Annotated in this window: 7 protein-coding genes; 1 reads left to right on the top strand and 6 read right to left on the bottom strand. The window is 37.2% G+C overall.

Annotation, left to right across the window (positions count from 1 at the left end; all coding sequences use genetic code 11):
* From ACQR30_RS18075 to ACQR30_RS18050, 6 genes are all read right to left on the bottom strand, one after another.
* Positions 1-911, bottom strand: a 911-nt coding sequence (locus ACQR30_RS18075) for a hypothetical protein (protein WP_429737200.1), incomplete at its 3' end; no start/stop codon positions are given.
* A gap of 48 nt (positions 912-959) precedes the next feature.
* Positions 960-1,634 carry a FadR/GntR family transcriptional regulator gene (locus tag ACQR30_RS18070; RefSeq protein WP_429737199.1) on the bottom strand — a complete coding sequence of 225 codons (675 nt, stop codon included), beginning with the start codon at positions 1,632-1,634 and terminating at the stop codon, positions 960-962.
* Between the two features lie 142 nt (positions 1,635-1,776).
* Entirely contained in the window at positions 1,777-2,616 is an 840-nt protein-coding gene (locus ACQR30_RS18065; protein ID WP_429737198.1) for an energy transducer TonB, read from the bottom strand.
* A 48-nt stretch (positions 2,617-2,664) separates the two neighbouring features.
* Complete coding sequence (locus ACQR30_RS18060; protein WP_429737197.1) at positions 2,665-3,207, bottom strand: ExbD/TolR family protein; 543 nt, start codon at positions 3,205-3,207, stop codon at positions 2,665-2,667.
* Between the two features lie 49 nt (positions 3,208-3,256).
* The gene (locus ACQR30_RS18055) at positions 3,257-3,946 is read right to left on the bottom strand and encodes an ExbD/TolR family protein (RefSeq protein WP_429737196.1); all 690 of its coding nucleotides are present in this window, start codon (positions 3,944-3,946) and stop codon (positions 3,257-3,259) included.
* A gap of 130 nt (positions 3,947-4,076) precedes the next feature.
* Entirely contained in the window at positions 4,077-4,940 is an 864-nt protein-coding gene (locus ACQR30_RS18050) for a MotA/TolQ/ExbB proton channel family protein (protein ID WP_429737195.1), read from the bottom strand.
* A gap of 331 nt (positions 4,941-5,271) precedes the next feature.
* Between ACQR30_RS18050 and ACQR30_RS18045 the strand changes: the two genes are divergently transcribed.
* The gene (locus tag ACQR30_RS18045) at positions 5,272-7,788 is read left to right on the top strand and encodes a zinc-dependent metalloprotease (RefSeq protein WP_429737194.1); all 2,517 of its coding nucleotides are present in this window, start codon (positions 5,272-5,274) and stop codon (positions 7,786-7,788) included.
* Positions 7,789-7,793 lie beyond the last annotated feature (5 nt).

Here is a 7,793-nt window from a genome sequence, read left to right as displayed (position 1 = left end):
GAAAACAATGGTTTTAAAACATAATTCTCCAAGTCATGAGGAAGTACCTCTATATCTTTCAAGAAAAAGGTCTCCGGAATATTGGGATGATTCAAAAATGGCAAAGTGTATTTGCTGATACGATAAAACCAATTAGGATGGGTAACCCATTTTACGCTGATATCCCCGAATAGAACTTTTGCTTTTTCTTGGACCTCCTGCGTTTGACGATATAATTCATCAAATATTATTCGATTGTATATACGTTCAATTTTTATCAAGCGGTCGTCCTTTTTGTAATATAAATAGCGACCTTCTTTTATAAGATCAGTCACACAAACAATTTCTATTCCTAAATACTTTCTCGTGTAGTCAAAATCTATTCTCGTTTTTTGATGTTCAGGAAAAATCTCAAGCAAGATCGTATTTTCACAATGACTATCTCCTATAATGATGCTTTTTAGTAGCTGTATCGCCTTTTCCTGGTTGTAGTTATTAAAAAATGGTGAAAAATCTTCAGGGAGATGATAGGCATCATCTGCAGCCATATATTGATGTAATTGATAGGCAAACAAAGTCGGGAACCCTTGCATTTCAATTAGCATTGGTTCAGCCTCCCCGTTCACTCCGTTGCCGCAAACGCCGAAATCAAATATCAAAAAGTGTGGCACCCCTTCTTCCGTTTCAATTTTTATATGGGTCGGTATCGCCTTTTGCGTAATATCTTTAAAATTTGGGCCTAATATTTTATCTACAATTGATTCGCAAACGGACAACATTTTCTGTTTAAAAGCATTACCTACAAACACCGGCGTTTCGGCCACTCTAAAATCTAATGCATCCGGGAAATCTTTTTTTATGTAGGATAAGTATTTTTGATATTTGTTTTCGGTAAAGTTTTGGTTGAACCAATCTCTTTGTGGTGGAAGCATAAAGCAAAATATTTATATTGAAAAAGAAACGAATTCAATTACAACTCTCTAACGAAACGATCGTACAAAATGCGCATTTAAATGCTCCCGCATCGCCTTTCGCAATTTATTAGGAGTCCCATTTTCAATAATATCCACCAAATCTCTATGTGTAACAAAATTTCTCACTTCAGAAGTCTTATTTGAAAGCAGCCCACTATTGTGAACATAATTAAAAATCGGCAGCAACATTTTTTGAAAGTCTTTCATTGTCGTATTCCCTGTAATTTCATATAACTTACCATGAAAAGCAATTTCCTGCTCAATTTCAAAAATATCAGTCTTTACGTCTACCGGCTCTTTAGCTGTGATTTTTTTTAACTCAGCAATGTCTTCTGCCTTAGCACGTTTAAAAATAAAATCGGACATCCCCACTTCTAGCGCAAGCCGCATTTCAAAAATCTCTTTTAATGTTGCATCACCCATTATATTTGGGTTCATACTGTGTTCCAAAACGGAAACTATATTGGGGCTCTTAATAATAGTGCCTCGTTTTTTTCTCGACTCTATAAAGCCTTTAATGCGAAGCCTTGTGAATGCTTCACGAACAACGGTTCTGCTCACCCCAAGCATATTAACAAGCTCCAATTCTTTTGGGATGATGTCACCTACTTTGTACTGCTTACTCATTAATAGTTCAACAATACTTTTTTCTATTTTATCTACCAGGAAATTTTGTCCCATAATAATAGTTCGAAAATTATATAAGGAGGTATCCTTGCCAAATGTACATTTAGATTTCATATTCTGCACACACAGGCATAAAAAACGAGTACCCTTATAATAATAAGATGTACTCGTTTTAGTAAAATACTCAATCAATTACCTATTCGGTTACACTGAATATTATTTTCTGAGTTTGTCTATACGTCACTTGGCGACCATTCTGTATCGCTGGATTCCACTTACCACTTCTTTCGATAACCCGCACAGCTTCAGCAGCTGTTCCGTAATCAGGGTTAGGCGCACTGATGGCTTTCACTTCTGAAGTAGTACCATCCCGACTTACCAAGAAAGATACCGTAACAGCATATTGTCCTGTTGGAGCACCGTTTTCAGCTGGAAGTTGGCTCTGTAAATTACGTGTTAGATATTTCTGCCAGGCTTCAGGGCCACCAGGATAGGTTGCCTTCACTTGTACGGAAGTAAATTCTTTTTCGTAATCTCCAGTCCCAGTCCCACCTGGACCCTTACCATTCCCACCAATACCTTTAACTTCCGGCGGCGCAGCAAGACCATTCATTTTTAAACCATGTTGCGTAACCGGGCCTATCGTGATTTTCTCATCCTGCTTAGGTGGCTTATCTTCAGGTTTTACCTCATTATCTTTCACAATTTTTGGAATAGTGAATTTCTTCATCTCGATCTTAGGCGGCGCAGCCTTTGGTGGCGGCGGCGGTGGCGGCGCCTTTTTTGGTGGCGGTGGCTTTTTATAGTTTTCTATTGTCACATCCTTTACCATAATTTTTGCGGGAGCTGCATCTATCTTACTCTTCGATATAAGGAAATATGCAATAAATAACAGGACAACCCCTACGGTAATCACCAATGCTATTGTTATACGTTTGTTATAGGTTTTCCGCAAATCGTAAGCTCCGTATTCTTTATTCCTATTTTCAAATAGGATATCGAGAATATTCGAATTTAATATTTTGTTTGCATCCATTTTTACTTTTGTTTTACGTGCTCTTGAGCCTGTTCAATTTGAGAAATATTATTGAGTAGAAAGTGAATCTAATTTACTGATATCTGCTGTGTATACAGGATCCACTTTATTTACCAATGCATACGTGTCGATTAAATCAATTGAAAATTCATCTAAAATATCAATGATATTCTTATAAGTACTTTCTTTACCCGGCATCACAATCACAAACAAATCAGCAGGCGGTGTAGAAGCCTTTTTTGCCAAAAGGACTTTTCTAATGTCTTTATAATTAGACGATTCAACATTTGACATATCCGGTTTCAAATCTTGCCCAAAATAATAATAGATATGATTGTCTTTGCCTAACATTATTGTTATGGCCCCAGATTCCTTTACCTTATTAGGGTCTATATTCTTTTTATCATCAGGCATATTCAGGTGCATCGAATTGGGCTGACTCATCGTTGTTGTAAACATAAAGAATGTAATCAACAAGAAACCTAAGTCCACCATCGGGGTCAAATCCACCCGCGTAGAAAGCTTTTTCCCTTTTTTTACACCCGGCCCTTTCTTCCCCGAGTCATGCGAGGAGGTATCCATCTCTGCCATAGGATATTTTTTTTACTATATTATTAAATTTAAATCATCAGGGAGACTACTATCCATTTGCCTTAGCAGCAGGTGCATTTTGTGCTTGTCTCCACAATTCAGAGCCTACAGGCACCATTTCAGGATTGGTTACCATTTCGAACTTAAGAATCATATTATCAGTCAACGCCGATATTACATTTCTAAATTGAGGAAACTTACTCAGATTATCTCCTTTCAATATAATGGTCATGTTATTCGCCTTATTTTCAGGATCTTCACTTATCAAATCATTTGACACACTTACAAAGGCTTTCATCCATTCTGTCAATTGATTATTAGCCGTATCTTGAATCGGAATTCCTGGCAATTTATCATTTAAAGCAGTTGTCGGATATTGACTATATGCTTTAAGGTTTTGCAGTGAAGTACCGATAATTGGCATATTTGCCAGGCGCTGTACTTCTCCATCGGTCAATCCCAAATTGTGATCCTTATTTAGAATGTTAATTGCATCAGTCTTTACATCTGCTCTATCGCTGTTCAAAAAAGCCTTACCATCTTTATCTAAAGAAATCATGATATAGTTCTTTTGCGGCGCAACTTTCGCTGCTACAGAGCTCGGTGTGTTGATTGGAATCTTTTCGTCTGGCTTAAACTTTGTCGTAAGGATAAAGAAAGTTAACAAAAGAAACGCAACATCACAAAACGGGGTCATATCTATTGCCGTACTTTTACGAGGTATTTTGGCTCTTCCCATTATTTGATTTTTTATACTTCAATTAATAAGATGTAAAAACATCTTTTTTCCATAAGCTTTTTTGAAAAATCTTTTAAAAGATTTTAAGGGCATCTGAATTGCTTAATTCAAATGCCCTTTATAACATCAGTTATTTATAGATAGCTGCGAAGCTTTGTGTCAATGTAAAGCCAGATTCATCGATACCGTAAGTAATACCATCAATTCTTGTCGTAAAAATATTATACATAATTACAGCAAGTGCAGATGTACCGATACCAAGTGCAGTATTATATAAGGCCTCAGAGATACCTTTGGATAATTCGGTCGAAGCATTACCACCTTCGCTAGATGCGAGGGCCGCAAACGCCGTAATCATACCAATTACAGTACCCAACAATCCTAACAAAGTTGCCACTGAAGTAATGGTAGATAAGAATATCAGATTTTTTTCCAACATTGGCAACTCAAGTGCCGTCGCTTCTTCAATTTCTTTTTGAATATTTAATACTTTCTGGTCAGTATCCAATTCAGTATTAGTAATCATTTCCTTGTATTTGTGCAATCCGGCTTTCATTACGTTTCCAACACTACCTTGTTGTTTATCACATAATGCCATTGCTTTATCCACGTCCTTATTAGCCAAGTTATATTGTACGTTGCGAATAAATTCGCCAATATTACCTTTACCTGTTGCTCTTGATATGGTCAACAATCTTTCAATAGCAAATGTGATTACGATTAACAATAAGCCCAATAATATTGGTACAATAATACCACCATCATACATACGCGATAACCCGCCCTTCGCATCTTGATGTTTTGGCCAAAAGCCACCACTTAAATCGGGTTTATTAAAATTGGAGGGATTACCTAATATGAATCTCCAAATAATATAACCTAGTACAATTGCTAGAATAGGGGCCACCCATGAAATAGCATTTGAACTTTTTTTAGGTTTTACGTTTGAAACGTGTTTTGCTGCCGCTGGAGCAGTTGGTTTAATTTCAGCCATGATGAAATTTTTTTAATGAATAACTGTGTTTAATGATTTTAATTCCACAATGCTAAGAAATATTTTTATAAAAAATACTTTCTTGGTTTAATTTTTATTTTACTTCTTAGAAAGGTGAAGCAAATTATAATAATTATTTCATTGACCAAATTGTTTTTCAAAGTTTTTATAAAATTTGTGCTTAATGCTATTTTTTTGTTAAAGAGAGCCAGGACAGAGAAACTTTCAACCGCTTATACATCTATATTATCCGCTGTTCAAGTTTTTCAAGCATTTTCACAGATAGAATTTAGATTTGCGATCACGAATATTTTTAACAAAAAAAGCTACAATGATTAAAAAACTAATTGCATCTGCATGCTTACTGGTATTTTTATCTCCCACCTATTCTCAGAAAAAAGATACATTCCCAACTCCTTCCAAATATGTGGCAAAGGATAGTATAGCAAAGCCTACTAAGCTTAAGAAAGAAGAGACCAGTATAAAACCTTACAAAGAAATTATTCCAGACTCCGCCTTTTCAAAAACCGGTCTATTTACTATTCACAAAGTAGATGACAACTGGCTTTTTGAGATTCCAGACAGTATTTTCAACAGGGACATATTAGTCGTCACACGCTATGACAAAGTTCCTGGTGGGGCAGGCATTTATGGAGGAGAAATTGTGAACCAACAGATGGTACGATTTGTAAAAGGACCCGACAAAAACGTATTCCTTCAATTAATAATCACTATTAGTATGGCCGATTCTACCAATGCAATTTATCAAGCGGTTAGAAACTCCAACGCTAATCCGTATCTGGCGGCTTTCCCTATCAGGGCTTATGGGAAACATTCGGTTGTTATAGATGTAAATAAATTCTTCACAGAGGATAATCCGGCACTTAGCTTCCGGTCATACGTGCGCAAAAGCCTCGGTATAGGAACACTGCAGGCAGACCGATCGTTTATAAAATCTGTACACACTTATCCCATTAATACAGAAATAAAAACTATTAAGACCTACAGCGCTACCCCTTCACCTGATCCAACAAGTAAAACCTTTGATGTGGTCAGAAATGTGGGATTGGTAACAATAGGATTTAATCACTCATTTTTACTGCTGCCTAAAACACCCATGGAACAACGGGAATTTGATCCACGTGTAGGATATTTTGCAGATGGTTATACAACTTACAGTGATAATCAGCAACGCGTGAAAGAGGACAGATTTATTGTTCGCTGGAACCTTCAACCAAAACCACAAGATTTGGAAAAATGGAAGCACGGCAAACTAGTAGAACCTGCAAAACAAATTGTTTATTATATTGATCCAGCCACACCAAAGAAATGGCGGCCTTACTTAATAGCCGGCATTGAAGACTGGAATAAGGCATTTGAACAAGCTGGCTTCAAAAATGCCGTTGTAGCAAAAGAATGGCCGGTTGGGGATACGACTATGAGTATGGAGGATGCACGCTATTCTGTCGTTCGATATTTTGCTTCTGATATTGAAAATGCCTATGGCCCTAACGTACACGATCCCCGTAGTGGACAAATAATTGAAAGCCATATTGGTTGGTATCACAATGTAATGAAATTGGTACACGACTGGTATATGGTACAAGCTGCTCCCAACGACCCTCGCGCCAGAAAAATGGTTTTTGATGATGCATTAATGGGCGACCTTATTCGTTTTGTATCTTCCCACGAAATTGGACATACACTTGGGCTGCAGCACAATTTTGGCAGTAGTAGCACCGTTCCGGTAGAATTGTTACGAAACAAAAAATGGTTGGAGATCCATGGACACACGCCTTCCATCATGGACTATGCAAGATTTAACTATGTTGCTCAACCCGAGGATCACATCCCTGTTAACGATTTATACCCGCATATTGGTGAATACGATAGATGGGCAATTCAATGGGGTTATGCGTATAGTGGCGGTAAAACCGCTAAAGAAAACCGTGAAATCACTAGTAAATGGGTTGTCGACAGTCTAGCAAAAAACCCACGCCTATGGTTTGGTCGTCAAGGCGAGCCCAATGATCCCCGCTCGCAAAGTGAAGATTTAGGTAATGACGCAATGTTGGCAAGCCATTATGGGATTTTAAATCTTCAGCGGGATATTAAGGGTCTTTCGGAATGGACAAAAGAACCTGCCGACACCTACACAAATTTAGCAGAAATGTATAACCAAACCTTTACTCAATTTGGCAGGTATATGGGGCATGTACTTAAAAATATTGGCGGCATTTACGATACTCCAAAAAGTATTGAACAACCTGGAAATGTGTATGCACCTGTATCTAAAGAGAAACAACAACGTGCATTGAGCTTTTTAAATAAAGAGTTGTTTGCTACTCCACAATGGCTATTCGATACGAGCATTCTGAATAAGACAGACAATACCAATGGCAACGAAATGCTAGCGAATTTGCAAACAAATGTCATAAGTAGTTTAATTTCTCCAAGCAGACTGGAGGTAATGAGTATTACTGCCAATCGTTTCGGAGCGGAAAAAACTTATACTCCGGACGAATTACTAACGGGAGTGGAATCAGCAATTTTTAGTGAACTAAACAATAAGGACGCAATAAGTTATTTTAGAAGAAATATGCAAAAAACATACATAGACGGCCTAATTCAGGACATGACCACTTCTTCTGCTAATGCTTCACCGTCAGATGCATTATTTGGTTCTACTTATGCAGCGACTGACGTGCCGTCAATTGCTTATGGACACTTAATCAATTTAAAAAATAGGTTAGATAAAGTAATCCTGAATTACCCTGACACAATCAGTAAATATCATTTACAAGATTTAGATTTTCGCATTACGAAAGCATTAAATAATAAGAATTAGTTTCT

This window comes from Arachidicoccus sp. (assembly GCF_050436765.1).
Taxonomy (GTDB): Bacteria; Bacteroidota; Bacteroidia; order Chitinophagales; family Chitinophagaceae; genus Arachidicoccus.
The sequence above is the reverse complement of the archived record's forward strand: the minus strand, read 5'-3'. Positions and strand labels throughout refer to the sequence as shown.